The sequence below is a fragment of the Lentzea sp. CC55 genome, from assembly GCF_021056325.1.
In the GTDB taxonomy this organism is placed as follows: Bacteria; Actinomycetota; Actinomycetes; order Mycobacteriales; family Pseudonocardiaceae; genus Lentzea; species Lentzea jiangxiensis.
The window spans coordinates 234,181-260,475 of record NZ_JAJCXE010000019.1 but is presented as its reverse complement, the minus strand read 5'-3'; the positions used below and the strand labels follow the sequence as shown (position 1 = coordinate 260,475).

31 protein-coding genes are annotated in these 26,295 nt (G+C 71.8%); 21 read left to right on the top strand and 10 right to left on the bottom strand.

The window, feature by feature from the left end; genetic code table 11:
- Window positions 1-31 precede the first annotated feature (31 nt).
- Window positions 32-592: an ester cyclase gene (locus tag L6E10_RS12885; protein WP_236219742.1), complete on the top strand. Its 561-nt coding sequence runs from the start codon at window positions 32-34 to the stop codon at window positions 590-592.
- 10 nt (window positions 593-602) lie between these two features.
- Here the strand turns inward: L6E10_RS12885 and L6E10_RS12880 are convergent, their stop codons facing one another.
- On the bottom strand, window positions 603-1,208 hold the full coding sequence (locus L6E10_RS12880; protein WP_236219741.1) for a response regulator transcription factor: 606 nt from the start codon (window positions 1,206-1,208) through the stop codon (window positions 603-605).
- On the bottom strand, window positions 1,205-2,167 hold the full coding sequence (locus L6E10_RS12875) for a sensor histidine kinase (RefSeq protein ID WP_236219740.1): 963 nt from the start codon (window positions 2,165-2,167) through the stop codon (window positions 1,205-1,207). Before L6E10_RS12875 ends, L6E10_RS12880 begins: the two co-directional genes overlap by 4 nt.
- 111 nt (window positions 2,168-2,278) lie before the next feature.
- On the opposite strand from L6E10_RS12875, the gene L6E10_RS12870 reads away from it, so the two are divergent.
- The gene (locus L6E10_RS12870) at window positions 2,279-2,767 is read left to right on the top strand and encodes a heme-binding protein (RefSeq protein ID WP_236219739.1); all 489 of its coding nucleotides are present in this window, start codon (window positions 2,279-2,281) and stop codon (window positions 2,765-2,767) included.
- Window positions 2,768-2,786: 19 nt separating this feature from the next.
- Here L6E10_RS12870 and L6E10_RS12865 read toward each other — a convergent pair whose 3' ends face one another.
- Window positions 2,787-3,161: a hypothetical protein gene (locus tag L6E10_RS12865; protein WP_236219738.1), complete on the bottom strand. Its 375-nt coding sequence runs from the start codon at window positions 3,159-3,161 to the stop codon at window positions 2,787-2,789.
- Window positions 3,162-3,258: 97 nt separating this feature from the next.
- On the opposite strand from L6E10_RS12865, the gene L6E10_RS12860 reads away from it, so the two are divergent.
- Window positions 3,259-4,083 carry a class II glutamine amidotransferase gene (locus tag L6E10_RS12860; protein ID WP_236219737.1) on the top strand — a complete coding sequence of 275 codons (825 nt, stop codon included), beginning with the start codon at window positions 3,259-3,261 and terminating at the stop codon, window positions 4,081-4,083.
- 3 nt (window positions 4,084-4,086) lie between these two features.
- On the opposite strand, the gene L6E10_RS12855 is transcribed toward L6E10_RS12860, so the two are convergent.
- The gene (locus L6E10_RS12855; RefSeq protein WP_236219736.1) at window positions 4,087-4,887 is read right to left on the bottom strand and encodes a hypothetical protein; all 801 of its coding nucleotides are present in this window, start codon (window positions 4,885-4,887) and stop codon (window positions 4,087-4,089) included.
- Window positions 4,888-5,039: 152 nt separating this feature from the next.
- Entirely contained in the window at window positions 5,040-6,770 is a 1,731-nt protein-coding gene (locus L6E10_RS12850) for an L-aspartate oxidase (protein ID WP_236219735.1), read from the bottom strand.
- 108 nt (window positions 6,771-6,878) lie between these two features.
- On the opposite strand from L6E10_RS12850, the gene L6E10_RS12845 reads away from it, so the two are divergent.
- Entirely contained in the window at window positions 6,879-7,475 is a 597-nt protein-coding gene (locus tag L6E10_RS12845) for a phosphoribosylanthranilate isomerase (RefSeq protein ID WP_236219734.1), read from the top strand.
- On the opposite strand, the gene L6E10_RS12840 is transcribed toward L6E10_RS12845, so the two are convergent.
- Window positions 7,472-7,834: a DUF4406 domain-containing protein gene (locus L6E10_RS12840; RefSeq protein ID WP_236219733.1), complete on the bottom strand. Its 363-nt coding sequence runs from the start codon at window positions 7,832-7,834 to the stop codon at window positions 7,472-7,474. The genes L6E10_RS12845 and L6E10_RS12840 overlap by 4 nt on opposite strands.
- Before the next feature lie 48 nt (window positions 7,835-7,882).
- Between L6E10_RS12840 and L6E10_RS12835 the strand changes: the two genes are divergently transcribed.
- The 7 genes from L6E10_RS12835 to L6E10_RS12805 all read left to right on the top strand — a co-directional run bounded on the left by L6E10_RS12835 (window position 7,883) and on the right by L6E10_RS12805 (window position 15,216).
- The gene (locus tag L6E10_RS12835; RefSeq protein ID WP_236219732.1) at window positions 7,883-8,623 is read left to right on the top strand and encodes a DeoR/GlpR family DNA-binding transcription regulator; all 741 of its coding nucleotides are present in this window, start codon (window positions 7,883-7,885) and stop codon (window positions 8,621-8,623) included.
- Between the two features lie 111 nt (window positions 8,624-8,734).
- Window positions 8,735-10,048: a cytochrome P450 gene (locus L6E10_RS12830; RefSeq protein WP_236219731.1), complete on the top strand. Its 1,314-nt coding sequence runs from the start codon at window positions 8,735-8,737 to the stop codon at window positions 10,046-10,048.
- 205 nt (window positions 10,049-10,253) lie between these two features.
- Window positions 10,254-11,972, top strand: a complete 1,719-nt coding sequence (locus L6E10_RS12825; protein WP_374236475.1) for a S8 family serine peptidase — start codon at window positions 10,254-10,256, stop codon at window positions 11,970-11,972.
- A gap of 67 nt (window positions 11,973-12,039) precedes the next feature.
- Window positions 12,040-12,681: a hypothetical protein gene (locus tag L6E10_RS12820; protein ID WP_236219729.1), complete on the top strand. Its 642-nt coding sequence runs from the start codon at window positions 12,040-12,042 to the stop codon at window positions 12,679-12,681.
- 16 nt (window positions 12,682-12,697) lie between these two features.
- Window positions 12,698-13,600, top strand: a complete 903-nt coding sequence (locus L6E10_RS12815; protein WP_236219728.1) for a LysR family transcriptional regulator — start codon at window positions 12,698-12,700, stop codon at window positions 13,598-13,600.
- A 69-nt stretch (window positions 13,601-13,669) separates the two neighbouring features.
- A complete protein-coding gene (locus L6E10_RS12810) occupies window positions 13,670-14,662 on the top strand; it encodes a YeiH family protein (RefSeq protein WP_236219727.1) in 993 nt (330 codons plus the stop codon).
- A 20-nt stretch (window positions 14,663-14,682) separates the two neighbouring features.
- Window positions 14,683-15,216, top strand: coding sequence for a cysteine dioxygenase family protein (locus tag L6E10_RS12805; RefSeq protein WP_236219726.1), 534 nt, complete (start codon window positions 14,683-14,685; stop codon window positions 15,214-15,216).
- Here the strand turns inward: L6E10_RS12805 and L6E10_RS12800 are convergent.
- Window positions 15,203-15,817: a TetR/AcrR family transcriptional regulator gene (locus tag L6E10_RS12800; protein WP_236219725.1), complete on the bottom strand. Its 615-nt coding sequence runs from the start codon at window positions 15,815-15,817 to the stop codon at window positions 15,203-15,205. The two genes, L6E10_RS12805 and L6E10_RS12800, sit on opposite strands and share 14 nt — an antisense overlap.
- Before the next feature lie 73 nt (window positions 15,818-15,890).
- Between L6E10_RS12800 and L6E10_RS12795 the strand changes: the two genes are divergently transcribed.
- The 8 genes from L6E10_RS12795 to L6E10_RS12760 are packed head-to-tail and all read left to right on the top strand — an operon-like array spanning window position 15,891 to window position 23,000.
- Window positions 15,891-16,556 carry a 3'(2'),5'-bisphosphate nucleotidase CysQ gene (locus tag L6E10_RS12795; protein ID WP_236219724.1) on the top strand — a complete coding sequence of 222 codons (666 nt, stop codon included), beginning with the start codon at window positions 15,891-15,893 and terminating at the stop codon, window positions 16,554-16,556.
- The gene (gene cysD / locus L6E10_RS12790) at window positions 16,553-17,440 is read left to right on the top strand and encodes a sulfate adenylyltransferase subunit CysD (protein ID WP_236219723.1); all 888 of its coding nucleotides are present in this window, start codon (window positions 16,553-16,555) and stop codon (window positions 17,438-17,440) included. Before L6E10_RS12795 ends, cysD begins: the two co-directional genes overlap by 4 nt.
- On the top strand, window positions 17,440-19,215 hold the full coding sequence (gene cysC / locus L6E10_RS12785) for an adenylyl-sulfate kinase (protein ID WP_236219722.1): 1,776 nt from the start codon (window positions 17,440-17,442) through the stop codon (window positions 19,213-19,215). The genes cysD and cysC overlap by 1 nt, the downstream gene beginning before the upstream one ends.
- A gap of 60 nt (window positions 19,216-19,275) precedes the next feature.
- Window positions 19,276-20,334, top strand: a complete 1,059-nt coding sequence (locus L6E10_RS12780) for a DUF1214 domain-containing protein (RefSeq protein WP_236219721.1) — start codon at window positions 19,276-19,278, stop codon at window positions 20,332-20,334.
- The gene (locus L6E10_RS12775) at window positions 20,331-21,479 is read left to right on the top strand and encodes a sulfotransferase (protein ID WP_236219720.1); all 1,149 of its coding nucleotides are present in this window, start codon (window positions 20,331-20,333) and stop codon (window positions 21,477-21,479) included. The genes L6E10_RS12780 and L6E10_RS12775 overlap by 4 nt, the downstream gene beginning before the upstream one ends.
- A complete protein-coding gene (locus L6E10_RS12770) occupies window positions 21,479-22,258 on the top strand; it encodes an SDR family oxidoreductase (RefSeq protein ID WP_236219719.1) in 780 nt (259 codons plus the stop codon). Before L6E10_RS12775 ends, L6E10_RS12770 begins: the two co-directional genes overlap by 1 nt.
- Entirely contained in the window at window positions 22,255-22,707 is a 453-nt protein-coding gene (locus tag L6E10_RS12765; RefSeq protein WP_236219718.1) for an SRPBCC domain-containing protein, read from the top strand. The genes L6E10_RS12770 and L6E10_RS12765 overlap by 4 nt, the downstream gene beginning before the upstream one ends.
- A 2-nt stretch (window positions 22,708-22,709) precedes the next feature.
- Entirely contained in the window at window positions 22,710-23,000 is a 291-nt protein-coding gene (locus tag L6E10_RS12760) for a hypothetical protein (RefSeq protein ID WP_236219717.1), read from the top strand.
- Here L6E10_RS12760 and L6E10_RS12755 read toward each other — a convergent pair.
- Window positions 22,997-23,635, bottom strand: a complete 639-nt coding sequence (locus L6E10_RS12755) for a TetR/AcrR family transcriptional regulator (RefSeq protein ID WP_236219716.1) — start codon at window positions 23,633-23,635, stop codon at window positions 22,997-22,999. The two genes, L6E10_RS12760 and L6E10_RS12755, sit on opposite strands and share 4 nt — an antisense overlap.
- Before the next feature lie 74 nt (window positions 23,636-23,709).
- Between L6E10_RS12755 and L6E10_RS12750 the strand changes: the two genes are divergently transcribed.
- Window positions 23,710-24,924 carry a cytochrome P450 gene (locus L6E10_RS12750; RefSeq protein ID WP_236219715.1) on the top strand — a complete coding sequence of 405 codons (1,215 nt, stop codon included), beginning with the start codon at window positions 23,710-23,712 and terminating at the stop codon, window positions 24,922-24,924.
- Window positions 24,921-25,115 carry a ferredoxin gene (locus tag L6E10_RS12745; protein WP_236219714.1) on the top strand — a complete coding sequence of 65 codons (195 nt, stop codon included), beginning with the start codon at window positions 24,921-24,923 and terminating at the stop codon, window positions 25,113-25,115. The genes L6E10_RS12750 and L6E10_RS12745 overlap by 4 nt, the downstream gene beginning before the upstream one ends.
- Before the next feature lie 40 nt (window positions 25,116-25,155).
- Here the strand turns inward: L6E10_RS12745 and L6E10_RS12740 are convergent, their stop codons facing one another.
- Both L6E10_RS12740 and L6E10_RS12735 read right to left on the bottom strand, forming a co-directional pair.
- Window positions 25,156-25,623 carry a cupin domain-containing protein gene (locus L6E10_RS12740; RefSeq protein WP_236219713.1) on the bottom strand — a complete coding sequence of 156 codons (468 nt, stop codon included), beginning with the start codon at window positions 25,621-25,623 and terminating at the stop codon, window positions 25,156-25,158.
- Between the two features lie 104 nt (window positions 25,624-25,727).
- Window positions 25,728-26,282 (bottom strand): EF-hand domain-containing protein, encoded by a 555-nt coding sequence (locus L6E10_RS12735; RefSeq protein WP_236219712.1) that lies wholly within the window; start codon window positions 26,280-26,282, stop codon window positions 25,728-25,730.
- Window positions 26,283-26,295: the final 13 nt, after the last annotated feature.

Sequence of the window (26,295 nt, the reverse complement as noted above, 5' to 3'; positions counted from 1 at the left end):
CCACGGCCGGACGGTCCACTGAGGAGTGTTGATGTCATCCCGCTTCGTGCTGCCCTCCGAGGAAGTCCTGCGCGCGCGAGAGAAGCTCGTGCTGGACCACTTCCACGACGAGGTGGCGCACGACTGGGACGCCACGCTGTCGACGTTCCCGCACCCGCACTACGAGCTCATCGCGCAGATGGTCGTCCACGACGGCGAACAGGCCGTTCGGCAGTACTACACCGACACGCGCGTGGCGTTCCCCGACCAGAACCACGAGCTGATCGCGCTCCGGCACAGCGTCGACGCCGTGATCGTCGAGTTCTGGCTGACGGGCACGCACCTCGGGCCGCTGGGCAAGATCCCGGCGACCGGCGGGAAGCACCGCACGCGGATGACCGCGTACTTCGTCTTCGACGAGGACGAGAACCTCGTCACCGAGCGCGTCTACTTCGACCAGCTGTCCGTGCTGAAGCAGGTGGTCAGCGGGATCGACCGGAGGAAGCCGAGCGGGCTGCGCACGCTGCTGCGGGTGGTGCGGGGCATGCTCGCGATGGCGGGAGGCCGGCCGGATCCGCGGCTGACCGCCACGACCCCGCCGGAGCTCGACTAGTGGCGCGGCACTAGATCCGGATGAGCTTGCGTTCGACGGCGGTCCGCACGGCCGCCGTCCGCGTCTCCACGCCGAGCTTCGCGAAGATCCGCACCAGGTGCGTCTTCACCGTGGCCTCGCTGATGAACAGCGCCTTGGCGATCTCCCGGTTCGACAGGCCCTGGGCGAGCTTCTCGAGGATCTGCACCTCGCGCCCGCTGGGCTTCGGCGCCGGTCCGCGGACCTGGCGCAGCAGCCGTTGCGCGATGTCCGGGGACAGCACGGTCTGGCCGGTCGAGGCCGTGCGCACGGCCTCGGCGAGCGTCTCCGGCGCGCAGTCCTTGAGCAGGTAGCCGATCGCGCCGGCCTCGACCGCGCGGACGATGTCGGCGTCGGAGTCGTAGGTCGTGAGCACGACGACCTGGGGCGCCGGGGCGAGCGCCCGGATGCGGCGGGTGGCCTCCACGCCGTCCATGCCCTTGCCCAGCTGCAGGTCCATCAGCACGACGTCCACGGCGGACGCCCGGGTCACGGCCTCCTCGCCGGTCGCGGCCTGCACCACCTCGAAGTCGCGCGAGAGCAGCCCGGCCAGTCCGAACCGGACCACCGGGTGGTCGTCCACCACCAGCACCCTCACGGCGTCGGCACCGTCACGGCCACGGCGGTCCCCTCCCCCGGCGCGCTCTCGACGGACACCGTTCCCCCCAGCTCGGCGATGCGGCCCCGGATCGACGCGAGCCCGTAGCCCCGTCCACCGGCCGCGCCCACCGCCGCCGGGTCGAAGCCGCGTCCGTCGTCCACGACGTCCAGTGTCACCGCGTCTCCCAGGTACGACAACGTGATCGCGATCCGCGAGGCGGCGGCGTGCTCGGAGGCGTTGGCCACGGCGCCCTGGGCGACCCGGAGCAGCGCCACCTCGGTCTGCACCGTCAGCGGGTAGGGCTCGCCGTCCACCTCGACGCGCGCGCAGAGCCGGCGCAGGGCGTCGACCAGCGATCCGTGGATCGGCGCCAGGTCGCGCACGAACCGCCGCGCCTCGCCCAGGTTCTCGCGCGCGACCTCGGCCGCCTTCGCCGTCTCGCCGAGCGACAGCAGCAGGGTGATGCTGGAGAAGCCCTGCGCGAGCGTGTCGTGGATCTCGCGGGCGAGCCGCTGGCGTTCCTGCAGCACCCCGGCCTCGTGCAACAGCCGTGCGCGGTCGAAGAACACCGCCGCCGTCAGCACCGCGACGCCGACGGGCCCGAGCACCAGCGACCAGTCGAACGCCGCCGCCAGCCGGACCTGGGCCAGCACCACCGCCGCCGTCAGCACGGCCGCGATCGGCAGCGCCACCCGAGGCCGGAGCTGCCGCAGGCACTGGAAGAACAACGGGATGGCGCACCAGCCGAAGCTCGGCGCGAGCCACACCAGCACCAGCCACACGGCGAGCACGACCGGCAACGCCCGCGTCCACCGCACGCTCGCGGGGTAGGCGAGCCCCAGCGCCCCGGCCAGGCCGAGCACGACGGGATCGGCGCCGTGGTACGCGACGTACCGCGCCGCCGACGCCGTCAGCAGCACGTAGAAGCCCGCGTGCATCGCCCGGTGCAGCCACACGCCGGCGACTGTAGGCGAGCACCCCGGCGCCGCGGGTCAACCGATGGGTTGAACCGGAGTTCAACCGTCACCACCACGCCGAACGCCCGCGGCGGGACGATCGTGGTGGCCATGGACCTCAAGAAGATCGCAGTCGCCACCCTCGTCGTGCTGAGCGCCGGCGGCGGCTACGCGGCCGCAGACCAGCGCACCACCACCCGCACCGAGAAGGTGCTGACCGTCGACGCGGCCGTCCGCGCGGCCCAGGCCACCCTCGACGCCGCGGAGAAGGAGAACCAGCGCGTCACCGTGGCCGTCGTCGACCGCAGCGGCGACCTGGTCGTGCTGCTCGCGGGCGACGGCGCCGGCCCGCAGACCGAGGAGTCCGCACGGCGCAAGGCGTTCACCGCCGTCTCGTTCAACGCCCCGACCTCGGAACTCGCCGGCCGCGTCACGGGCCAGGGCGCGACGCTGCGGGACATCCCGGGCACGCTGTTCCTGGGCGGCGGCGTGCCGGTGGCGGTCGACGGCACGTCCGTGGCGGGCATCGGCGTGGGCGGGGCGCCCAGCGGTGACCTGGACGAGAAGTACGCGAAGGCGGGTCTCGCGACCCTGAGGTGAGCCGGAACCGGCCGGTGCCTCAGCGGCGCCGGTCGGTGGCGCTCCACCCCGGCGGGATCCGCTCCGTCGCCTCCGGGTCGATCACGTGCCGGGCCACGTGGCGTCCCGGCTTCGGCTTCTTGCCCATCAGCATCAGCACGACGGCCACGACGAGCCCGACCGTGGCCAGACCGGCCGCGGAGACACGCGCGGCGGGGTGCTCCAGGATCAGCGTGCAGATCGTGAGGGCGAGCACGAGAGCGGCGATCGGGCCGATCACGGCGATGTCCGAGCGCTCCTCGGGCTCCGCGGCGGGTTCCGCCGGCGGCGCGGCCGGGGCCTGGACCTCGATCGTCTCGAAGTTCCCCCGGGGTTGTTCGTAGGGCGGGGGCCGTAGACCGGGAGGGACCGTCACCCCGGCCATGCTGCCCGAGGAGGGCGCGTCGCCGCAAACCTCGCGTTCCGCGTTTACTACGTGTTCCCGTGCAGCGCTGGGTTCGAGGAGGTCCGTCATGTGCCGGTGGCTCGCGTATTCCGGTTCGCCGGTGTTGTTGGAGGAACTGCTCTACGCACCGGAGAACTCGCTCGTCATGCAGTCCAAGCACGCGCGGCTCGGCGCGACGGCGGTGAACGGCGACGGGTTCGGCATCGGCTGGTACGGCAGCGCGAGCACGCCGGGGCTCTTCCTGAGCACGGAACCCGCGTGGAACGACCGGAACCTGCGCGAACTGGCCGCGCAGATCACCGCCGACCGGGTCTTCGCGCACGTGCGGGCCTCGACGGGCGGCGCGGTGCAGCGGTCGAACTGCCACCCGTTCCGCCACGGCAGCTGGCTGTGGATGCACAACGGCCTGATCTCGCAGTTCCCGCTGGTGCGGCGCGAGCTCGTGCTGGCGATCGACCCCGCGCTGTTCCCGCTGGTCGAGGGGTCGACCGACTCGGAGGTCATGTTCTACCTGGCGCTCAGCTTCGGGATGGAGCAGGACCCGCCCGCCGGGGTGGCGCGCATGGTCGAGTTCGTCGAGGAGGTCGGCCGGCGCGCGGGCGTCGAGTACCCGGTCCAGATGACGGTCGCGGTCACCGACGGGTCGACGACCTGGGCGTTCCGGTACTCGAGCCGCGGCAAGTCGCGCACGCTGTTCCACAGCACCGACGTGTCGACGTTGCGCCGCCAGTACCCGGACAACCCCGCGCTGCACGACCTCGCGGACGACTCGCGGCTCGTCGTGTCCGAACCGCTGGCTGACCTGGTCGGTGCCTGGCAGGAGGTGCCGGAGTCGACGTGCGTCGTCGTCAGGACCGGTGTGGAGGAGGAGCTGCTGCCGTTCAAGCCGTGACGGTCAGCTCGCGAACGCCCGGTGCAGGACCACCCAGACCTCGCCGGGCCGTTCGACCGCGCCGGGGAACCAGCCCGGCGCGACGGCGTCGGCGAGCTCGTCCGAGCGCTCCAGCAACGTGGTGACCGCGGGCTCGCCGATGACGACCACCGCCGACCAGTCCACGCACGCCAGCAGGTGGTCCTGGGTGACGCCGAACCTCTGCTCCAGCACCACCATCAGCTCGTGGCCGGTGCTCGGGCCCGCGTCGACCTCGCTCACGTCGGGCACCTCGGCCTCCTCCGCCGGTTCCCCGTCGTCCCCGAGGTCCTCCTCGTCGTGGTACCGGGACCAGACGTGCCTGCCGACCGAGTGGATGGCGGAGCTCATCGCGTCGGTCTGCTCCTCGGTCATGACCAGCGTGATCGAGCGCCCGTCGGTGAGCGTGAACGTCAGCTCGACCTCGGGCACGTCGCCGGAGCCGGGCACCGCCTCGGGGTTCCCGGCCACCTCCCCCGCGCGCAGCGGGTCGGCTGTCGTCTCCCGGCCCATGCGCAACGACGGCAGGTTCGCCGCCACGTCGACGACGAGCCGGGCCGCGGTGAGGAGGTCGTTCCTGCTGCGGAACTCCCTGTGGCCTGCCGTGAGCGTGCGGCCGGTGCCGAGCGGCTCGACGCGGGCCTCGACCGTTCCCCCGCGCCGGTCGCCGTCCCACGTGGCGAACACGGTCAGCCCGTTGGACATGCGCTTGCGGTAGTGCTCGCGCCGGTCCTCCCGGTACAGCTCCCAGCCCCCGACCGACTCCGGCCACCTGTCGTCGTGCACCCACGCCCCCTTTGCGTCCGGGTGCCACGGTGTCACAAAGCGGGGCGCTGTCCGGGCTGATCGACATGGTCCACGACGTGCTGGAGGCGCGCGGGCGCCGAGGGCGCCGCGGCCGTGGAGGGAGGGGGTGGGAGCTCCGCCCCCTCACCGCGTCATTCGACCAGCTTGCCGGCCGTGTCGACGTCCCTCATCAACGCCGTGATCTCCGCCGGGACCGGTGGGATCTCCTCGCGTTCGACCCGGCCGGGACCCGACCAGACGAGGTTCACCTGCTGCGCGGGGTCGAGGTCCGGGAAGTCCGACCGGTTGTGGCAGCCGCGGGTCTCGCGCCGTTCCAGCGCGCACTCCAGGGTCGCGCGGGCGGAGATCGCCGACGACTTCAGGTCGAACGCGTGCGCGAGGTCCCCGAAACCGGCGAGGTCCGGGTGCACGCCGACGTGGCGGATGCGCTCCTCCAGCTCGTCGAGCTCCGCGAGTCCCTTGCGCAGACCGGCTTCGTCGCGCACGACGCCCGCGTGCTCGGTCATGGTGTCGCGCAGCGACCGTTGCAGGGCGCGGACGTTCTCCGGCCCGTCCGCGGTGAGCAGGTCGTCGACCTCGGACCGCGCCTCGTCCACGGCGTCGCGTGAACGTCGTTGCGCGTCCAGGGAAGCGGAGTACGAGGCCGCGGCCTCGCCGACGATCCGGCCGTACACCAGCAGTTCGATGAGCGAGTTGCCGCCGAGCCGGTTCGCGCCGTGCAGGCCGCTGGACGCCTCACCGATGGCGTAGAGGCCGTCGACGCCCGTCGAGTGGTCGGACGGCGACACCCACACGCCGCCCATCGAGTAGTGCGCGGTGGGAGCGATCTCCACGGCCTCCCGGGTGATGTCCTTCATCTGCAGTTCGAGCAGCGTCTGGTACACCCTCGGCAGGCGGCTCATGATCTGCTCGCGCGGCAGGTGCGACACGTCGAGCCACACGCCCCCGTTCGGGGTGCCGCGGCCCTCCTTGATCTCGGTGTACGCGGCGAGCGCCACTCGGTCGCGTGTGGACAGTTCCATGCGCCGCGGGTCGTACCTGGCCATGAACCGCTCGCCCGCGGCGTTCGTGAGGACGCCGCCCTCACCGCGCGCCGCTTCCGAGACGAGCGTGCCGGCCGCGTTCTCCGGTTCGATCAGTCCGGACGGGTGGAACTGCACCAGTTCGGGGTCGCGGATGCGCCCGCCCGCGAGCAGCGCCAGCCGGAACGAGTCGCCGGTGTTCTCGTCGCGGCGGCTCGACGTGCGGCGCCAGATGCGGGTGTGCCCGCCCGCGGCGAGGACCACGGCGTCGGCGTGGAACACGTACCGCGTGCCGTCGCCGAGGTCGAACCCGTAGGCGCCGAACACCACGTTGTCCCGCACCAGGATCCGCGTGATGTAGCAGGTGTCGTGGATGGGGATGCCGAGCTGCGCGGCGCGGTTCACGAGGGTGCGCTGGATCTCCAGCCCGGTGTAGTCGCCCGCGAACGACGTGCGGCGGAACGTGTGCGCGCCGAAGAACCGCTGCGAGATGCGCCCGTCGGTCTCCCGCGCGAACGGCATGCCCCAGCGTTCGAGGTCCTCGATGCCGCGCGGCGCCTGCTCGGCCACGACCCGGACGATCTCCGGGTTGGCGAGGTGGTAGCTCTCCTTGATGGTGTCCGCGGCGTGCTGCTGCCAGGTGTCGGCGGGGTCCATCGTCGCCAGCGCCGCGTTGATCCCGCCGGCGGCGAGGGCGGTGTGCGCGTCGGCCTTGGGCCGCTTGCCGACGACGATGACGTCGACTCCGCGCTCGGCGAGCTCGATCGCGGCGCGCAACCCCGCGCCGCCGCTGCCGATCACCAGTACCGAAGTTGCTGTCTGGACTTCTCGATGTGTCATCACGGCCTCCGTTGCCCGTACTTCCACTATGAGGACCGGACAGGGCCGAGGTGTGTGACTGTTAGCAGCACGACATGCGTCGGCTGTCACTTCACTAGAATCGGTGGTGTGTTCGTGAAGCTCTGCGGTCTGCGCACCGAGTCCGACGTCACCGTGGCAGTCGACACGGGAGCCGACGCCGTGGGCTTCGTGCTCACCGACAGCCCTCGCCGCATCGACGTCGGCCTCGCCCGCGAGCTGGTCGCGGGTGTGCCGTCGCACGTGCTGACGGTCGCCGTCGTGCGCGGGATCACGGCCACCGAAGCCGGTGAGATGGCGCTCAAGACAGGCGTGCGCGCGTTGCAGCTGCACGGCGACTACCCGAAGGAAGCCTTCGACGAGCTGGCGGACCTCCCGCTCCAGCTCGTCAGGGCCACCGCGCTCGGTCCGGAAACCGACGTGCGCACCGGGGTGTTCGGCGAGGAACTGCTCCTGATCGACTCGCCGGTGGCGGGGTCGGGCGAGCAGTGGGACATCGCGCGGCTCGCCGGCAACCCGCCCACCGGGCACTGGGTGCTCGCGGGCGGGTTGTCGCCGGAGACCGTCGCCGGCGCGATCGGCGTCGCGCGGCCGTGGGGCGTCGACGTGTCCAGCGGCATCGAGTCGAGCCGGGGCGTGAAGGACCACGGCCGGATGCGCGAGTTCGTCGCCGCCGCGCGGAGCTAGGCGGCGCTGTAGCCGGGGATGTCCTCCACGCGGTCGTACACCGGCAGACCGCGCTCACGGGCGATGCGCACGTCCTCGTCCGCGCCCGTCGACTCTCCGGGCAGCCGCAGCACGGCGTCGCAGTGCCGGAGCAGGCGTTCCGCCGTCGGGTACATGATCTCGGAGGCGACCGGGTCGGCCGGTGAGGTTCCGCCGGCGCCGCGCAGCACCGGCAGGGCGACCCATTCGCCGATCATCGGCACGTGGCCGCTGCGGAAGATCGGCCACGCCGCCTCCTCCAGCCGTTCGAGGTTGCGCGCCATCAGTGCGGGGTCGTCCCCGGTGCCCGAGCGGTAGGGGCCTGCGATCAGAATCAGCATGACCCGACCATAATGTGCAAGACTCGGCAAAAACAAGGAGAAACGTGCATGCTTGCCGCCCAGCGCCGTGACCTGCTGCTCGAACGACTGCGCACCGACGGCCGGATCGTCGCCAAGGACCTGGCCGCCGAAGTCGGCCTCTCCGAGGACACGATCCGCCGCGACCTGCGCGATCTCGCGGCCGCGGGCCTCTGCCAACGCGTGTACGGCGGCGCTCTGCCCGTTTCTCCCGCTATCGCCGACTACGCCACGCGCCAGGGCGTCGAGGTCGACGGCAAGCAACGGGTCGCACGAGCGGCGGCGGCGTTGGTCGAACCCGGCAGCACCGTGATCCTCGACGGCGGCACGACGACTCTCGCGGTGGTGCGCGCGTTGCCGCTCGACCTCGAAGCCACGGTCGTCACGCACAGTCCGACGATCGCGAGCGCGTTGGAGGAGCACGGGAACGTGGACGTCTACGTGATCGGAGGGCGGCTGTTCAAGCACTCGATGGTCGCGTGCGGTGCCGCTGCCGTGGAAGCCGCACGGGGCGTGCACGCGGACCTCTTCTTCCTCGGCGTCACGGGCGTGCACCCCGAAACGGGCCTCACGACGGGTGACGCGGACGAGGCCGCGATGAAGCGCGCGCTCGCCCACCAGGCCGCGGACACCTACGTGCTGGCCAGTTCGGAGAAGATCGGCACGGCCTCGCGGTTCTCCGTGCTGCCGTTCGGGGAGGTCGCCGGGGTGATCACGGACGCGGACAACGACGTCGTGGACGCCTTGGAGGTGCCGGTCATCAGGTGCTGATCCGCGGGTCCGGCGGTTTCTCCGGCGGCCCAGCGTCCCAAGTGGGTGCCCGGTTCGCCGCGGACGGCCGGAACCTTGACTCGGAGCGACCGGCTGGGCACGCTGCGAACCGTGACGAGCCTGGCTGAGGAGCACGTCAAACCGGCGGTGCGCTGGGGCATCGGCCACGCGCTGCCGCGTGCCGTGCTGCGGCTGGCCGCCCGCCGCGGTGACCTGCAGGGCCGCATCACCGTCGAGGCCTCCACCGGCGCCGATCTGACGGGCCTGTTCGACGAGATCCGCGCCCGCGGCCCGCTCGCCGCCACGAAGGTCGGCCACACCACGACCCGGCACGAGGTCGTGAAGGCGGTGCTGTCGGACGACGCGTTCGTCACGGCACGCCCGCGGTTCGGCGCCGGCATCCTCGGCAAGCTGGCGGCCTGGTCCGCCACGGACGTCATGCACCCCGTGCAGCCGCCGTCGCTGCTGGCCGTCGAACCGCCCGCGCACACCCGTTACCGCAAGCTCGTCACACGCGTGTTCACCGCCCGTGCGGTCGAACAGCTGCGCGTCCGCACCCAGGAGATCGCCGACGACCTGCTCGACGGCCTCGACCCCGCGAACCCGGTCGACCTGATCGAGACGTACTGCGGCCTGCTGCCCGTGACCGTGATCAGCGAGATCCTCGGCGTGCCACCGGGCGAGCGCGCGACGGTCCTCGCCCTCGGCGCGGCCGCCGCCCCGAGCCTCGACCTGGGCCTGTCGTGGCGGGTGTTCCGCGACGTCGAGTCCACGCTCACGTCGTTCGACACCTGGCTCACGCGGCACCTCGACGCCCTGCGCGAGAACCCCGGCGACACCCTGCTGAGCCGTCTGATCGCCGCCCGCGAGGACGGCGAGGGCCTCACCGAACGCGAGCTCAAGGCCACCGCCGGGCTCGTGCTGGCCGCCGGCTTCGAGACGACGGTGAACCTGCTGGGCAACGGGATCTCGTTGCTCACCCGGCACCCGGAGCAGCTCGAAGCCCTCCGCGCCCGCCCGGAGCTGTGGGGCAACGCCGTCGACGAGGTGCTGCGGTACGACCCGCCGGTGCTGCTGACCGGCCGCATGTGCGCACGCGACACGACGGTCGCGGGCGTGGGGGTCCGCCGCGGCCGGCTCGTCACGACCGTCCTCGCCGGCGCGAACCGCGACCCGTCGGTCTTCGAGGACCCGCACGCGTTCGACGTGAGCCGCCCGAACGCCCGCGACCACGTCTCGTTCGGCGCGGGCCGCCACTACTGCCTGGGTGCCCAGCTCGCCCGCATGGAAGGCGAGATCGGCCTGCGGACGATCTTCGAGCGCTTCCCCGGCCTCGCACCGCTCCCCGGCGCGCGCCGCCGCCCGACCCGCGTCCTGCGCGGCTTCGAACGGCTGCCGGCGAGCCTCACCAAGCCCGGCGGGTGAGCAGCACCCGGGTTCCTCACCCCCGAGCACTTCGCCGGGCGCCTCACGCGCCATGCCTGACGTGCGACGTTCGAAGTGAGCCGAACGGGGCATTTTCACAACGGCGCGTCCCGAACGCCGTCCGGCCTCCTCTAATCGGCGTGACGGGCCCCTGCACCCGCGCGGCATGCGCGGGCATCGCCCGCTAGGGAGTGTTGGAGGAACAGTGTTCTTGCGTTCACGTTCTCGCCTGCGCACCGCGGCCATCGCCGCGGTCGTGGGCGCAGGCGTCCTCACGGCGGCGACTCCCGCCGCCGCGGCGCCTCTCGCGGGCACGCGCTCGTACCTGGTCATCACGGCGCCCGGTGCCACCGCCGGTGCCGCGTCGGCCGTCGCGAGCAACAGCGGCACGGTTTGGTCCACCTACGACGCGATCGGTGTCATCGTCGCGCACTCGGGCGCGGCCGACTTCGCCGCGAGGATGCGCGCCGTCTCCGGTGTGCAGAAGGTCGGTGCCACGCGCACCAGCGACGTCCCCGCCGAGGCGGCCACCCCGCCGATCCCCGCCGCTCCCGCGCAGGCCACGCCCGCGACCACGGAACCGCTGCGCACGGACATGACCCAGATCGGCGCCGACAAGGCGTGGGCGGTCAACACCGGCTCGGCCGCCGTCACGGTCGGTGTGCTCGACACGGGCGTCGACGACCTGCACGACGACCTCAGGGCGAACTTCGACGCCGCCAACTCCGCGTCGTGCGCCTACGGCAAGCTCGACACGCGTGCGGGTTCGTGGCGTGACACGGACACCCACGGCACGCACGTCGCCGGCACGATCGCGGCGGCGAAGAACGGCCGCGGCATGGTCGGTGTGGCGCCGGGCGTGAAGATCGCCAGCGTGCGCATCGCCGAGAAGCCGTCCGGCCTGTTCTTCCCCGAGAACACCATCTGCGCCATGGTCTTCTCCGGTGACCGCGGCTTCGAGGTGACCAACAACAGCTACTACACCGACCCGTGGCTGTTCAACTGCCCGGACAACGCCGACCAGGACGCGATCCTGGAGGGCGTGAAGCGCGCGGTGGCCTACGCCGAGGGCAAGGGCGTGCTCAACGTCGCCGCCGCCGGCAACGAGAACTACAACCTCGCGAGCAAGTCCCGTGACGCGACGAGCCCGAACGACTCCACCCCCGCGACGCGCACCGTCACCAACTCCTGCCTGAGCGTCCCGACCGAGGTCTCCGGCGTCGTCAGCGTCGCGTCGATCACCTCGTCGAACGTCAAGTCGTCGTTCTCCAACTACGGCACCGACAAGATCCACATCGCGGCGCCCGGCGACAGCGTCTACTCCACTGTCCCCGGCGGCCGCTACGGCACGAAGTCGGGCACGTCGATGGCGTCCCCGCACGTCGCGGGCGTCGCCGCACTGCTCAAGTCGGTCGACCCCACCGCCACCCCGGCGCAGCTGCGCACGCTGCTCGCCACCCAGGCGGACGACCTGACCTGCTCCGACACCCGGTGCAGCGGCACCACGGCGAAGAACAACTTCTTCGGCGAGGGCCGCGTCGACGCGCTGGCCGCGGTCGGCACCGGCACGCCTCCCGGCGGTGGCTCGTTCGAGAACACGAACGACGTGGCCATCCCGGACGCCGGCGCGGCCGTGACCAGCTCCGTCACGGTCTCCGGCATCACCGGCAACGCCCCGGCGACGCTGAAGGTCGACGTCAACATCGTGCACACCTACCGCGGTGACCTGGTCATCGACCTGATCGCCCCGGACGGCACGGCGTTCCGGCTCAAGGGCTCGGGCAACGACTCCGCCGACAACGTGGTGACGACCTACACGGTCAACGCCTCCGGCGAGGTCGCGAACGGCACGTGGAAGCTGCGGGTCCAGGACGTGGCACGGGCCGACACCGGCTACATCGACTCCTGGAAGCTCACCTTCTGATCGGCAAACGGACGAACCTCGGCGGCCGCGGCTAACCCCGGTCCCCGCCTGCAGCGATAGCAGTGACGTGGAACCGGATCTGTGGTCGGTGGCCGCCGAGGCCCTCGACGAGGACGAGCACGCCCTGGTGATGGCGCGGCTGGCGGGCACCGTCGTGCAGCCCGGCCAGACCGCGCGGCTCGCCAGGGGTGAGCGCGACGTCGTGTTCCTGCTGCCCGATCGGCTGGTGCTCGTGCGGCCCGAGCCGTTCTGGACGGGCTCGTACGACCGCGGGGAGATGGCGCGGATCATCCTCGCCGCCGGTCACGTCCAGTTCGACCTGACCGGCGGCGACAGCCTCGAGTTCTGGATCGACACCGACCTCTCCCCCGCCGAGCCGTTCGTGGAGCAGGCGGAGATCTGGCTCGCCCCGCGCAAGAGCTCCACGAGCGGCGCGGTCATCGGCTTCGGGCTCGCGATCGTGCTCGCGGTGCTGTTCGCGTTCGGCCCGGTCGACCTCATGCCCGCCGACGACCGGCTCACCGTGAAGTCGAGCTGCGGCGACTTCCTCCGCGCGGGCCTCGACGAACAGGTCGAGCTGCTCCGGCGGCTCTTCGGGCAGGCAGGCCGGCCGGGTGAGGCGGACAAGTCGGTCACGCTCGACGCGTCCCGCAAGCACTGCGGTGAGAACAACGGGGCGACGCTCGACTCGCTCGTCACCGGGAAATGAGCCCTACAGTGCGGGAGTGTTCGACACCCGCCAGCTAGAGGTCTTCGCGACGGTCGCCAGGACCGGCTCGTTCAGCGCCGCCGCCCGGCTGCTGCACTGCTCGCAGCCGGCGGTGAGCCAGCAGATGCGCGCCCTGGAACGGCAGGTGGGCGGGCCGCTGTTCGTGCGCACCGGCCGGGGCCTGCACCTCACCGAGGCCGGGCGGATCCTCGCCGAACGCGGGTCGGACCTGCTCGACCGGCTCGCGACCACGCACCAGCAGGTCAGTGCGATCGCGACGCACGACATCGGCACCATCCGGATCTGCGCGTTCCCGAGCGCCAACGTCTCGCTCGTGCCCGCCGCGGCGGCGATCCTGGCCGAGGAACGCCCCCACCTGCGGCTGGAGCTGGTCGAGCAGGAGCCGCCGGACTCGTTCGCGCTGCTGCGGCGCGGTGAGGTCGACCTGGTGCTGAGCTTCAGCTACCTGGACGAACCGCAGGACGGGGCCACCGTCAACGGCATGCTGAGCGTGCCCCTGCTGCGCGAGCCGCTCGCGCTGCTCGTGCCCTCGGGGCACCGGCTGGCCGGCCGGGAGCGGGTGTCGCTGTCCGAGGCGGCGGAGGAACGCTGGATCGCCGGTTGCGTGCGGTGCCAGCGCGCGTTGCACCAGGCGTGCGGAGCGGCGGGGTTCGTGCCGGACATCACCTGCTCGACCGACGACAACCTGGCCATCCAGAGCCTCGTCACCGCAGGTCTGGGCGTCGCGCTCGTGCCCAGGCTGCTGCTGTCGTTCCTGCAGCACCCCGGGCTGACCGCCGTCCGCGTGGAGTCGGCGGCGCAACGGCTCACCTCGCTCTACACGTGGCCGGACCTGATCCGGCTGCCGATCATGCGCGCGACGGTGGACGCGTTGATCTCCGCTTCGGCCAGGGCATAAGCGCGTCTTATAGGCCCCCAAGAAATGGCCATCTACTGCTGATAGGTCCCACTCGCCATCGTCATGGTCATGGGGACCGTCAGGACCACGCCGCGCACCGACTCCGTGCTACCCGGCCTCGCCGTGGTGGCGGGCGGGGTCGCGGTCGCGATGGTCGTGTCCTGGCTGCAGCCCTCGATCAGCGCGCTGACGGTCGCGGTGCTGCTCGGCGCCGTCGTCGCCAACGTCGTGACGCTGCCGCCGTCGGTCGCTCCCGGCATGAAGCTCGCCGGGCGCCGCCTGCTGCGCCTGGGCGTCGTGCTGCTCGGGCTGAAGCTGGTCTTCCACGACGTGCTGAAACTCGGTTACGAGGTCCTGGCGCTCGCGGTCGTCGCGGTCGTGGTGACGTTCGTGACGACGCGCTGGCTCGGGCGGGTGCTCGGGGTGGGCGAGGGCCTGTCGCTGCTCATCGCGACCGGGTTCTCGATCTGCGGCGCCTCGGCCGTGGCCGCGATGAACAGCGTGCGGCAGCAGGACGAGGAGGACGTCGCCAAGGCGCTCGGCCTCGTGACGCTCTTCGGCACGGTCGCGATGTTCGGCCTTCCCGCGCTGTTCGGGCTCACCAGCCTCACACCGGCGCAGTACGGGGTGTGGGCGGGCGGCAGCGTGCACGAGGTCGCGCAGGTAGTGGCGGCCGCGGGACCCGTCTCCGGCGCGCTGGCCATCGCGGTGGCGGTGAAGCTGACGCGGGTCGTGCTGCTCGCGCCGATGCTCGCCGCGGTGAGCTTCGCCGAGCGCCTCAAGTACCCGGCGAGCGGGCAACGCCCGCCGCTCGTGCCGTTGTTCGTGCTCGGCTTCCTGACCATGGCGGCGGTCCGGGCGACCGGCCTGCTGCCCGAGACCGTGCTGTCGGTGGCGACGTTCGTGGACAACGTGCTGCTGGCGGCCGGCATGTTCGCGCTCGGCACCGCGGTGCGCCTGCGCTCCCTGATCCGCTCCGGCCCCGCGGTGCTGCTGCTGGGCCTGCTCTCGACCGTGCTGATCGTCGTCCTGGTGCTGACGGGGACGGTGTTGATCAGCTGACCTCCGAGGAGGACCCGCTCGTGACGCACAGCCTGCTCTCCCCCACGGCCACGCTCCTGGTGAGCTCCCTCCGGGCCGCCATCGCGCGCGGCGGCGACGACGAGACCGTCGCCGCACGGGTGTCGGCGACGCTCGCCGGCCACCTGACCGACCCGTTCCTGCTGAGCGCGGCGCAGCGCGAGCCCGACCCGGCCGCCTACCGCCAGCACGTCCTGCACGTCGAGCCGGACGGCAGCTTCTCGGTCGTCGCCCTGGTGTGGCTGCCGGGCCAGGAGACGTGCATCCACGACCACGTCTCGTGGTGCGTCGTCGGCACGTACGTCGGCGAGGAGGAAGAGACCACCTACCGGCTGGAGGGCGATCGACTGGTCCCGTTGCGCGTCAACAAGACGCCGGAGGGCGTGGCGTCGTACCTCGTGCCGCCCGGCGACATCCACAAGGTGTGCAACAACTCCAGCTCCGTCGCGATCTCGATCCACGTCTACGGCGCCGACGTGAGCGTGCTGGGCACGAGCATCCGGCGCCGCTACGACCTCCCGGTCAGCGAGCGGTGATGCCGCGCTCGATGGCGCCGGTGGCGAACTCGACCAGCTGAGCGGGCTTGACCCGGTTGGTCCGCGCGCCCTGCAGCAGCAGGTCGTCGGCGAGGCCGATCAGCGAGTCCCAGACCCAGTGCGGCAGCGCGGGATCGTCGAGCAGCGTCTGCCCGGACGCCTCCGCGGTCTCGCGCAACGCCTTCGCGAGCGCCTTGAGCGTCTTGCGGTAGTCCGACGCCGACCCCGTGACCTCCTTGCCGCGGCGGCCACCGGAGAGCACCTTGGCCTCCCACTGCGCCGCCGAACGGCCGAAGCGCCGCCAGAACTCGGTGACCTGGGGCTCGACCTCCTTCAGGACGCCCGCGACGCCCAGACTCCTGTCGACGGTGGCGAGGGTGTGCCGCAGCTCGGCCAGGCGGCGTTGCATCAGCGCCGCGAACACGTCCTCCTTGCCGGAGAAGTACTGGTACACGGTGCCGGGGCTGACGCCGGCGCCGACCGCGATCGCGCGCATGGTCAGGCCCGCGTAGCCCTGCTGCTCGAGGATCAGCTCGGCGGACGACAGGATGTCGCGCCGCCTGCCTTCCGCGTCACCCCAGGCCGTTTGCTCGGTGCTCACGCCGTCCAGCTTAACTTGAACAACGTTCAGAAGCATGTTGAACGTTGTTCGGTTTGCTCCTACCCTCGGGTGCGTGGCGGACACCGACAGCGAGCTCGCGAGACGCCTGGCCACCGAGACCGGCCGGCTGCTGGTCCGCGTGCGACCGGGGAACGGCGACCGGACCGCGCAGATCTTCCTGGCCGCGCAGCTCGCGGAGCACCGGCCGGACGACGCGGTGCTGTCGGAGGAGGCGCCCGACGACCCGCGCAGGCTCACCGCCGACCGGGTGTGGATCATCGACCCGCTGGACGGCAGCCGCGAGTACGCCGAGCCCGGCCGCACGGACTGGGCCGTGCACGTCGCGCTCTGGGAACGCGGCGAACTGGTCGCGGGTGCGGTCGCGTTGCCCGCGCACCGGCCGGCGCCCAGGACGTCGCACCGCCGGCCCCGGATCGTCGTGAGCCGCACTAGACCACCGGCGTTCGCGCGGCAGGTGGCCGAGGCGATCGGCGGCGTGCTGGTGCCGATGGGCAGCGCCGGCGCGAAGGCGATGGCCGTCGTGCGCGGCGAGGCGGACGCCTACCTGCACGCGGGCGGGATGTACGAGTGGGACTCGGCCGCGCCCGTCCACGTGGCCCGCGCGGCCGGGCTGCACGCCTCGCGCGCCGACGGGCGGCCGTTGCACTACAACCAGCCCGACCCGTGGCTGCCCGACCTGCTGATCTGCCGCCCGGAGCTCGCGGGGGTACTCACGTGAACCACCTCGACCGGCTGGAAGCCGACAGCATCGACATCTTCCGCGAGGCCGTCGCCGAGAGCGAGCGCCCGGTGCTGCTGTACTCGATCGGCAAGGACAGCTCGGTGCTGCTCCACCTGGCGCGCAAGGCCTTCTTCCCGTCGAAGCCGCCGTTCCCGCTGCTGCACGTCGACACCACGTGGAAGTTCCGGGAGATGATCGAGTTCCGCGACCGCACGGCCGCCGAGCTCGGCCTGGAGCTGATCGTGCACCGCAACCCCGACTGCGTGGCCGCGGGCATCAACCCGTTCGACCACGGTTCGGCGCGGCACACCGACCTGTGGAAGACCCAGGGCCTGCGGCAGGCGCTCGACGAGCACCGGTTCGACGTGGCGTTCGGCGGCGCGCGCCGGGACGAGGAAGCCTCGCGCGCCAAGGAAAGGGTGTTCTCGTTCCGGACCGCGCAGCACCGGTGGGACCCGAAGGACCAGCGGCCGGAGCTGTGGCGGCTCTACAACACGCGGGTCGCGCCCGGCGAGAGCATCCGGGTCTTCCCGCTGTCGAACTGGACCGAGCTCGACGTGTGGCGCTACGTCGAGCGCGAGCGGATTCCCGTGGTGCCGCTGTACTTCGCCGCGCCGCGTCCGGTGGTCGACCGCGACGGCATGCTGATCATGGTCGACGACGGGCGGATGCCGTTGCACGACAAGCCGCGGCACGAGCTGGTGCGGTTCCGGACGCTGGGCTGCTACCCGCTGACCGGCGCGGTGCGCAGCGAGGCGCGGACGGTGGCGGAGGTCGTCGAGGAGATGCGGACGGCGACGACGTCCGAGCGGCAGGGGCGGGTGATCGACCACGACCGCAGCGGGTCGATGGAGCGCAAGAAGCGGGAGGGGTACTTCTGATGGAGCTCCTGCGGTTCATCACCTGCGGCAGCGTCGACGACGGCAAGAGCACGCTGATCGGCCGGCTGCTGTACGAGTCGAAACTGCTCTACGCCGACCACCTCGCGGCCCTGGAGGCCGACTCCCGGCGCGTGGGGACGCGGGGCGGCGAGCTGGACTTCGCGCTGCTGGTGGACGGGCTGGCGGCGGAACGCGAGCAGGGCATCACGATCGACGTGGCGTACCGGTTCTTCGCGACCGAGGCGCGGCGGTTCATCGTCGCGGACACCCCGGGGCACGAGCAGTACACCCGCAACATGGTCACCGGCGCCTCCACCGCCGATGCCGCGGTGATCCTGCTCGACGCCCGCAAGGGCGTGCTCGCGCAGACGCGGCGGCATGCGCGGATCGTGTCGTTGCTGGGGATCCGCCACGTGGCCGTGGCGGTCAACAAGCTCGACCTCCTGGGCTGGTCGCGGGAGGCGTTCGACTCGGTCGCCTCGTCGTTCACCCGGTTCGCGGCGGAGCTCGACTTCGACGAGATCACCTGCGTGCCGATGTCGGCCACCGAGGGCGTCAACGTCGTCGGGCGCAGCGAGCTGACGCCCTGGTACGGCGGACCGACTGTGTTGCGATGGCTGGAGACCGTCTCCCCGCCGACGAGGCGGGAAGGTCCGTCCCGCTTCCTCGTGCAGTGGGTCAACCGGCCGGACGCGACGTTCCGCGGCCTGTCCGGACGCGTGCTGGGCGGGACGCTGGAGAGGGGCGAGGCCGTCAGCCTCGGAAGCCGCACCACCACCGTGGCGAGGATCGTCACGATGGACGGCGACCTGGACGAGGCGCCGGACGGCGCGTCGGTCACGGTCGTGCTCGCCGACGAGGTGGACGCGAGCCGCGGTGACGTGCTGGGCGCCGCCGGGAACCCGCCGGTGCTCGCCCGCTCGTTCCAGGCCCGGCTGGTCTGGTTGCACGAGAACGGGTTGCTGCCGGGCAGGCAGTACCTCGCCAAGATCGGGGCGCGCACGGTCGGGTTCACCGCAACGAAGGCGTTGCGGCTCAACGAGATCGGCGTCGACAACGTGCACTTCGACACGCCCGTGCCGTTCGAGGCCTACCGCACGAACCGGGACCTCGGCTCGTTCGTGGTGCTCGACCGGCTCTCCAACGCCACCGTCGGCGCCGGGATGATCGACTTCGCGCTGAGCCCGAACGACGTGCGCTGGCGGACGATGACCGTCGACAAGCAGGCGCGGATCGCCCGCAACGGGCACCGGCCGTGCGTGGTGTGGCTGACCGGGCTGTCCGGCGCGGGCAAGTCCACGATCGCCGACCTGGTCGAGAAGGCGCTGCACGCCGAAGGCAGGCACACGTTCCTGCTGGACGGCGACAACGTGCGGCACGGGCTGAACTCCGACCTCGGGTTCACCGACGCCGACCGGGTCGAGAACATCCGGCGCATCGCCGAGGTCGCGGCACTGATGGTCGACGCGGGGCTGATCGTGCTGGTCTCGTTCATCTCGCCGTTCCGGGCGGAACGGGCGCTGGCGCGCGACCTGGTGGGCGAGGACGAGTTCTGCGAGGTCTTCGTGGACACACCGCTGGCCGTGGCCGAGCAGCGCGACCCGAAAGGCCTGTACCGCAGGGCCAGGCGGGGCGAGCTCGCGAACTTCACCGGCATCGACTCCCCCTACGAACCGCCGGTCGCCCCGGAGGTCAGGCTCGACACGACGGCGCTGAGCCCGCAGGCCGCCGCCGAGGTGGTGCTGGACCGGCTCCGCACTCTCGGGGTCTGTTGAACGTTGTTCGGAATGGTGTAGCTTCGACTAGAACACGTTCTAGATCCGGGGAGGCTTTCCGTGCGGGACCAGACGTGGACGCAGTTCTGCCGGGCGCTGGAGAAGGCCGGTGAGGTGGTCCTGTCCGATCGCGCGCCGGACACCCCGCTCGACCGCGCGGAGGGCTACCGCTACCTCGCCCGGCTGACCCGCGAGATGCTCTACTCCTGCCTCGACAACGCCGATCCCGACTTCCCGCGGTTCCACGAGCTCGACCTCGTGAAGATCGGCGCGGACAACCCCGACAACGTCTACCTGTCCGCGAACATCCGCGGTGACCGCACCTACCGGATCACCGGGACCCGCGGCACCATCTCGTACTTCAGCATCGGCTCCAAGGCCAACCGGTACGCCAAGGACGGCACCATGGCGTCGACCGGCGAGCTGTCCGACGCCGACCTGGAGGTCGCGCCGGACGGCACGGTCGAGATCATCGCGAGCGCCGCCGAGCAGCCGGGGAACTGGCTGCCGCTCGCGCCCGACTCCACCGGCCTGGTGGTGCGCCAGACCTACCTCGACCGGTCCCGCGAGGTGCCGGGGCGGTGGTCCGTCGAGCGGGTCGGCGGACCGGCCGAGCCCGCTGCGCTGACACCGGAGTTCGTCGCGAAAGCGTTGCAGCGCGCGGCCTTGTCCGTGCACGGCACCGCGGCCACGTTCGCGCACTGGACGCGGACGTTCATGGCACGTCCCAACGAGCTGCCGGACTTCGGCCAGGAGGTGTTCCAGCGGGCGGGCGGCGATCCCGGGATCTTCTACCTGCACGGGTACTGGACGCTGCGCCCCGGCGAGGCGTGGGTCGTCGAGACCGACGTGCCGGACTGCCCGTACTGGAACTTCCAGCTGGACAACTGGTGGATGGAGTCGCTCGACCACCGGCGCCGGACCACCGTCAACAAGCACACCGCGACGCTGTCCCCCGACGGGCGCCTGACGATCGTCGTGGCCGCCGCGGATCCCGGTGCGGGCAACTGGATCGACACCTGCGGCCACAGCTCCGGCACCGCGTTGCTGCGCTGGCTCGGCGCGCGCACCCATCCGATCCCGAAGTGCCGCGTGGTGCCCCTGGGGGAGGTCCGATGACGGTCACGACGGCGCTGGACGTGCCGGAACTGCTGGAGAAGGCCCGCGCGAAGACCGGCCTGGCCGACTTCGGCGACGACTGGTTCCGCGAACCGCTCGACGTGCTCGTCCACAGCCTCAACACCGAGGCGGCGCTCTCCCCGCTGGGCTTCGAGCTCACCCGGCACCGGCTCACGGCACTGCTGTGCGACCGGTTGCGGCTGCGCGAGCTGCAACGCACGCACCCCGAGGTGCTCGACGTCGAGGTGCGGGTGGCCGCGGAGATCTGCGGCCTGCCGCGCACCGGGTCGACGCTGCTGCACCGCCTCCTCGCGGCCTCGCCCCAGGTCACGTCCACGCTGTCGTGGGAGGTCGCCTACCCGCTGCCGTTCCCCGGCGAGGGCCCGGACGCCGCGGTGCGCAAACGCCGCGCGCGGGAACGCATGCAGGTGTTCTCGCAGCTCTCCCCCGACTTCGGCGACCTGCACACCGTCGTGTGGGACGGACCGGAGGAGGACGTGATCCTGCTCGACCGGACGTTCGTGTCGATGAGCTTCGACTCGTTCTACCGGGTCCCGTCCTACGGCGACTGGCTGCGTTCGGCCGACCAGCGCCCCGCCTACCGCGAGCTGCGGGAGTGGCTGCAGGTGCTGCAGTGGCAGAACGAGTCGCGCTCGCTGCCGTGGGTGCTCAAGTCACCGCACCACCTGACCGCCGTCGACACCGTGCTGGACGAGTTCGCCGGCTGCAGGATCGTGATGACGCACCGGTCCCCGGTCCAGGCGGTGCCGTCGTACGCCTCGATGGTGAGCACGATGTCCGCGCAGTACAGCGAGGACGTCGATCCGGTCCGGATCGGACGGTACTGGTCCGGCCGGTTCTCCGAGACGCTGCGGGGGTTCGCCGCGGCGAGGTCCGCGCGCCCCGACCGGTTCGTGGACGTGCGGTTCGCCGACACCGTGAGCAGACCCGCCGAGGTCGCCCGCCGGGTCCTCGACGCCCTCGGCCTGCCGCCCGGTCCCGCCGACGACGCGGCGTTCGAGGCCTACCTGGAGCGCAACCGCACCGAGCGGCACGGCTCGCACTCCTACGCGCCCCAGGACTTCGGCCTGTCCGAGGAGCAGCTGCGCCGCGACTTCGCCTTCTACGCGGAGGTCTACCTGTGATGCTGCGTGACGAGGTCGTGCTGATCACCGGCGTCGGCCCCGGCCTCGGCTCGAAGCTCGCCCTGCGGGCGGCCGCCGAGGGCGCGAAGGTCGTGATGGCCGCCCGGTCCGCCGACGTGATGAAGCGGGTGGAGCAGGACGTCGCCGCCGCCGGTGGCGAGGCCGTCGGCGTGCGGTGCGACGTGCGCAGGCCCGACGAGGTGGCGCGCCTGGTCGCCACCGCCGCCGACCGGTTCGGCACGATCACCGGTCTCGTGAACTCGGCGTTCGGGCACGCGGGCTTCGCCGACCTGCTGGACACGCCGGAGAAGGCGATCCGGCGGTCGATCGACATCGTCCTGTTCGGCGCCCTGAACGTGACCCGCGAGGTCGTGCCGCACATGAAGGCCGCCGGCCGGGGCTCGATCGTGAACATCGGCACGATGACGACCCGCAAGCCGATGCGCGGCGAGGGCGGGTACGCGGCGGCGAAGGCCGCGATGGCGACGGCAACGCAGTTCCTGGCCCTGGAACTGGGCGAGCACGGCATCCGCGCGAACCAGGCGGTGATGGGCTGGCTGGACGGACCGGGCGTCCGCTTCTACCTCAAGATGACCGCCGAGGCGCGGGGCGTCACCGAGCAGGACGTCTACGACGAGATCGCCGCCCGCAACCCGCTGCGCCGCATCCCGGCCGACGACGCGTGCGCGGGCGCGGTGCTGTTCCTGTTGTCCCGCCACGCCTCCGAGGTGACCGGAGCCGTGCTGGACGTCAACGGCGGGGAGTACATGCCGGCATGAGCGCACACGTGATCGAGTCCGTGGTCGTGGAGGTCGACGCGCCCGCCGCGTTCGTGTGGGACGTCCTGCTCGACTACCCGCACTATCCGCAGTGGAACCCCTACACGCTGGCGGTGGCCACGACGCTGGCCGTCGGCTCGCCGATCGACCTCACGCTGCCGCGACCCGACGGTTCCGAGGGGACGTTCGTGAGCCGCGAGTTCGTCCGCGTGGTCGAGCCGCCGCGCCTGCTGCGCTACGACACCGGGGACACGTTCCCCGGTCTGCTCGGCGTGCGCGACCAGCTGATCACGCCGCTGGGCGCGCGACGGTGCAGCTACCGCACCTTCGAGACCTTCACGGGCGAGTACGCCGGCGCGGTCTTCGCGGCGCAGGGCGAGTACGTGAAGAAGGGCTTCGACTCGGTGGCCCACGCCCTGGTGGACAGGGTGGCGCTGCTGCGGGCGTGAACGTGAGCAGTCGTACCGATGCCACCCCGCGGGGCCGGGAGCACCCTCGACGTGGGACCGGGATCGACCGTGGCCGCCTCGCCGCACCGGCCGGGTTCGCCACCGCCGTCCTGCCCGTGCTGACCGTCGTCGCGTTCCTCGGCGACGTCCTGGAGCCGTTCGGCCGGCGGGGCGGCGAACCCGCCTGCTCGTTCGTCCGGACCGCCCTGGGCTCGGCCCTCGCCGGCGTCGTGGTCGAGGTGGCCGTCCGCGCCGTGGCGTTCGTCCGGGCGCTGTCGACCCTGCCGGTCTAGAGCATCCGCGACAGGCCGCGCAACGCCGCGGCGATCTGCTCGCGGTGCCCGTCCAGCGTCGCCCGCGTGACCCCGCCGGCCGCCGCCCTGGCCACGTCGTCCGTGGCCACCTTGAGCACGGCGCTCATGGCCGCGGCCTGCACGCGGATCTCGATGGTGTCCTGCGGCAGGCGCATGCGGGCGGCGAGGACCTCGGCCATCGCCTCCTCCGCCCGTTCGCGGAGCATCAGGTACGCGGCGCGCAGCGCCCGTTCGCCGTGGGTCAGGCGCACGACGGCGAGGACCGCCTCGATGTCGTCGTCGGTGGCCGCGTCGAGCAGCGGGGTGTAGGCCCCGCGCAGGTGTTCGATCAGCTCGAGTTCGGACGGCCAGGCGCGCAGCACGGCGCAGAAGGCGTCGACCATCTTGGTGAGCAGCGGCTCGACGCAGCTCTCCTTGTGCGGGAAGTGGCGCCAGAACGTCCGTTCGGACACGCCCGCGGCCTGGGCGATCTGCTCCCCCGACGTCGCGGCGACGCCCTGCTCGGCGAACAGGCGGACGGCGTGGCGCGAGATGTCGAGCCGCTGGCGGCGGCGCTGCTCGTCGCTCACCGGCGGCCGGCCCCGGCGCGGCTTTTCGGTCGCTACGTCCGTCATCGGCCGATTTAAGCACGTCACCCACCTGGAAAGATTTATTGGCACCGTCTGCCAACAAGCGCTACGGTCGGTGCATGAGCATTGACGCAGAGCGCCTGAAGCTGCCGCTGCCGAGGCCGAACGTCCTCGATCTCGCTCCGCTCTACGAGGTGCTGCGGCGCGAGGCGCCGATCGCGCCCGTGACGACACCCGCGGGAGATCCCGCCTGGCTGGTGACCCGGTACGACGAGGTCCGCCTGCTGCTGGGCGACAAGCGCTTCGGCCGGTCGCACCCGGAACCGGACAAGGCGTCCCGCATCTCGACCTCCGCCGTGCAGGACGGCCCGACCGGCGAGTACGCCACGGAGGAGGCCGACCACGCGCGCATGCGGCGCCTGCTGACGCCCGCGTTCTCCGCCAAGCGGATGCGGATGCTGGGCGACAGCATGGAGGAACTGGTCGACGACTGCATCGACCGGTTGATCGCCGAGCACGAGAAGACCGGCGTCGTCGACCTGCACCACGGACTCGCGTTCCCACTGCCGGTGGCGATGATCTGCCGGCTGCTGGGCGTGCCGCACGAGGACAACGAGAAGTTCGCGTCGCTGTCGGAGCGCATGGCGGGCACGGAGATCGGCGAGGACGCGCACAGGGCGCGCGAGGAGTTCTTCCACTACATGGTCGGGCTCGTCGAGTCGAAGCGCGGGGCGCTCGGGGAGGACGTGATCTCCGACCTCGTGCGCGCGCAGGCCGAGGACGAGGCGTTCGACTACGTCCAGATGGTCCGGCTGTGCGTCGGGCTGCTGTTCGCGGGCCACGAGACGACGGTGAACCGCATCGGTCTCGGCGTGCTGTTCCTGCTCACCGAGCGCTCGCGCTGGGACGCCCTCGTCGCCGACCCGGACGGCCGCGTCGACGCGGTGGTCGAGGAGGTCATGCGCCTGGGCGCGCCCGGCGACCTCGGCCTGCTCCGGTACGCGAAGGAGGACGTCGAGCTCGCGGGCGTCACCATCCGCGCCGGGGACGCGCTCGTGCTCTCGATCAACGCGGCCAACCGCGACGCGGACGTCTACGGCAACGCCGAGGAGTTCGACCCCGACCGTCCCGAGAGGACACACCTCGGTTTCGGCCACGGCGCGCACTTCTGCATCGGCGCGTCGCTCGCCCGCACCGAGCTGCGCGTGGTCTTCGCCGCCCTGGCCAAGCGCCTGCCGGGACTGCGCCTGGCCAAGGAGCTCGACCAGCTGCAGGTCCGCGCCACCCTCACCGGCGGCGTCGCGGAGCTGCCCGTCACCTGGAGGTCGGCGTGAAGGTCGTGGTGGACCAGGGGAGGTGCGTCGGCGCCGGGCAGTGCGTGCTGGCCGCGGACGACGTGTTCGACCAGCGCGACGACGACGGCCTGGTGGACCTGCTCGACGCGAACCCGCCCGCCGAGCGGCTGGCGGACGTGCGGCACGCGGCGGCGGTGTGCCCGGCCTCGGCCATCACGGTCGAGGAGTGACCTCCCGGGGGTGCCGGACCGTTCCGGCACCCCCGGCCCGTCAGACGAAGTACGAGTCGTGCTTGACGCGGAACGCGGTGAGGTCCTCCTTCGCGACCTCACCGAGCTTCTCGAAGTACTCCTCGCGCGGCGCGCCGGGCGTGAAGAGCAGCAGCATCTCCGCCGGCTCGTCGGAGGCGTTGTGGAAGGCGTGCAGCCCGCCCTGCGGCACGTGCAGGAAGTCGCCCTTCCCCGCCTCGATCCACCTCTCGCCGTCGAAGAGGCTGACGACGCCGTCGAGGATGAAGAACGACTCCGAGATCGTGCGGTGGAAGTGCGTGCTCGGACCGGGCGCCTTCGGCCGCATCATCACGCGGTAGAGCCCGAACTCGCCGCGCGTGGTCTCGGTGGTGGCGAGGTAGTGGATGCCGTCGCCCTCTCGGCCGAGCTCAGGCGCGGTGGTCACCGGGCGGTACCGGGCGCTGACCTCGCCCGAGTCGCCGGAGTAGACCTCTTCCGGGTAGGACATGTGCTGTTCCCCTGTTCGTCGGCTGCTGCAGACATGACAGCGCAGCCGGCGAGAATGTGACAGCGGATTCCCGGCCGGTCGGCCTCGAGGACCATCCGCGCAGGTCAGGTGCGCTGCAGAGCGCTGGGGTACAGCCAGCTGCCGGGGGTGTCCTCCGCCGGGTTCGTGTAGAAGTCCCGCACGGCCGTGATGTACTCGTGCACGCTGATCGCCCCGTCACCGTCGGTGTCGAGGTGCGCGAACGCCGTCCCGCACTCCTGCTCGGACAGCCCGCGCGCCTTCAGCAGCACCGCGAACTCGGAGGCGTCGACCCGGCCGTCGGAGTTGGTGTCCATGATCTCGAGCAGCGAGTGGACGACCTCGAGGAAGTCCATGTTGATCGGGCCGCCCTCGACGAACGCCTCGATCATCGCCTCGCGGTACTCCGCAGGCCCGATCTTGCCGTCGCGGTCGGTGTCGCAGTGCCCGGCGAGCATCTCCCAGAACCTGTCGTAGGCCTCGACCAGCTCGCGGCCCCGCTCGGAGGACGCGGGCTCGCCGTACGCCCGCAGCAGCCGGTTGGCCAGCGCGTAGACGTCCGCCAGTTCGATGACGCCGTTGCGGTTGACGTCGTAGTGGGCGAAGGTCGAGTCGATCCTGTGCTGCAGCACCTGCTTCATGACCACGCACTGT

Bases quoted from the DNA above. Each gene is read 5' to 3' on its own strand.
- L6E10_RS12885 (WP_236219742.1), top strand. From the start codon at position 32: ATGTCATCCCGCTTCGTGCTGCCCTCCGAGGAAGTCCTGCGCGCGCGA.
- L6E10_RS12870 (WP_236219739.1), top strand. From the start codon at position 2,279: ATGGACCTCAAGAAGATCGCAGTCGCCACCCTCGTCGTGCTGAGCGCC.
- L6E10_RS12860 (WP_236219737.1), top strand. From the start codon at position 3,259: ATGTGCCGGTGGCTCGCGTATTCCGGTTCGCCGGTGTTGTTGGAGGAA.
- L6E10_RS12850 (WP_236219735.1), bottom strand. From the start codon at position 6,770: ATGACACATCGAGAAGTCCAGACAGCAACTTCGGTACTGGTGATCGGC.
- L6E10_RS12840 (WP_236219733.1), bottom strand. From the start codon at position 7,834: ATGCTGATTCTGATCGCAGGCCCCTACCGCTCGGGCACCGGGGACGAC.
- L6E10_RS12835 (WP_236219732.1), top strand. From the start codon at position 7,883: ATGCTTGCCGCCCAGCGCCGTGACCTGCTGCTCGAACGACTGCGCACC.
- L6E10_RS12810 (WP_236219727.1), top strand. From the start codon at position 13,670: ATGGGGACCGTCAGGACCACGCCGCGCACCGACTCCGTGCTACCCGGC.
- cysC (WP_236219722.1), top strand. From the start codon at position 17,440: ATGGAGCTCCTGCGGTTCATCACCTGCGGCAGCGTCGACGACGGCAAG.
- L6E10_RS12775 (WP_236219720.1), top strand. From the start codon at position 20,331: ATGACGGTCACGACGGCGCTGGACGTGCCGGAACTGCTGGAGAAGGCC.
- L6E10_RS12770 (WP_236219719.1), top strand. From the start codon at position 21,479: ATGCTGCGTGACGAGGTCGTGCTGATCACCGGCGTCGGCCCCGGCCTC.
- L6E10_RS12765 (WP_236219718.1), top strand. From the start codon at position 22,255: ATGAGCGCACACGTGATCGAGTCCGTGGTCGTGGAGGTCGACGCGCCC.
- L6E10_RS12755 (WP_236219716.1), bottom strand. From the start codon at position 23,635: ATGACGGACGTAGCGACCGAAAAGCCGCGCCGGGGCCGGCCGCCGGTG.
- L6E10_RS12750 (WP_236219715.1), top strand. From the start codon at position 23,710: ATGAGCATTGACGCAGAGCGCCTGAAGCTGCCGCTGCCGAGGCCGAAC.
- L6E10_RS12740 (WP_236219713.1), bottom strand. From the start codon at position 25,623: ATGTCCTACCCGGAAGAGGTCTACTCCGGCGACTCGGGCGAGGTCAGC.
- L6E10_RS12735 (WP_236219712.1), bottom strand. From the start codon at position 26,282: ATGAAGCAGGTGCTGCAGCACAGGATCGACTCGACCTTCGCCCACTAC.